Below are 1,374 nucleotides of genomic sequence, written 5' to 3' on the forward strand. Positions count from 1 at the left end.
TTGGGACAACCAACGCTGCTTGTCCACGCACTGCCATATTTCGTTCCAGGATTAAATTGACGATACTGAGATTCCTGACGAATCAAACGCGTCAAAAACCAGGTTTCTGTTGAATAACCTTCCTGAAGCAAAAAATTCTTTATTTCCTGTTCTGTCGGATTGGTTCCACGAATATAAAAAACCAAAGTATCTTTATTATCATCTGTATGACAAAATAAAGTTGCTTTACCACCTCTGATCTTATCTTGCCAATCCACTACCCAGGAGCTTCCGGCATCAATTTCTGCAAACTTGTCCTTCTCCGGAAAATAATCTTCATCACTACGGTTATCTCTTCTATATTCTATTTTTAACTGGAATTTCACTTTATCACTATTATCCGAATTATCAGTAACTTTAAAAGACAATTCGGGCATTTGAGGATGGGCAGAAATCAATTGATAACTGCCTTTTTCAAATTTTTTCCCATCATTATACATTTCTATCTTTATTTGCTGATTTGTTGTATCCTGATTTTGCTGTATCGCCGCATCCTCATCCCGTTCAAACACCCGCAACACTATACCCGGGTCGTGGATCACGTCCCACTGCCATTTAGCCAACTCCCGCCCGTGGCGGTAGTCCATCAGGTTATCCGCTACGCTGCCTTCGGGCAAGCCCAAAGACTTATCGAAAGGATGGCGCAACGACAAACGGCCGTGAGCCAGTTCATGAGCTGCCGCAACGGCAAATTCTTCAAAACTGCCGAAATCACGGCGGAACAAATAACCGAACTGCTTGTTTAAAGGCATAAAACCCGTGTAGTTACGGTCATCCCCCTGACCGCTGTATAAAAGGACGAAAAGGTAGCTCGCATCCGGATCGATTCCGTAGTTTTCAACGTAAGCACCCTGAAGCTTTTTCATTTCATCGGTATAAGCACTGAAAACACCGCTCTTGTCCGCAAAAAGCAAAGGAGAACTGTAAGCAAACACAGGCATTTTTTCGACTACGCATTCTATACCGACACGACTGTATATTTTCTCCAACTCCCCGCGCAAAGCCTCAAACTCATCCAGATCATTAGCCACCGGGACGATCTTTACCTTTATCCGATATGACGGGTAGCTCACGATAAGCAATTTACCCAGATTATAATAACCGCCACCCGGTTTCGGGTAAAGCGCATAAAGCTCCTGACCGTCGTTCGCATTACCCCCCACCAGATTTAAAACATACCTCCCCGTGGTCTTGTCAAACTTTTCCCGCTTGAATTCTGTACCCGACCGGGTTTTAAAAATCACTTTATCAGGATCGACAGAAGGGTCGTGAACCGTGATCACAGGTATCACCTTGTCCCTCTTCATCCCAAAAAATCAATTTGGTGGGAATACG

Annotated in this window: 1 protein-coding gene; it reads right to left on the minus strand. The window is 44.0% G+C overall.

The window, feature by feature from the left end:
* A partial coding sequence (locus BN8908_RS00035) for a hypothetical protein (RefSeq protein WP_148453091.1) occupies nucleotides 1–1,346 on the minus strand: 1,346 nt, incomplete at its 3' end.
* Between the last annotated feature and the right edge of the window lie 28 nt (nucleotides 1,347–1,374).

The organism is Culturomica massiliensis (genome assembly GCF_900091655.1).
Taxonomy (GTDB): Bacteria; Bacteroidota; Bacteroidia; order Bacteroidales; family Marinifilaceae; genus Culturomica; species Culturomica massiliensis.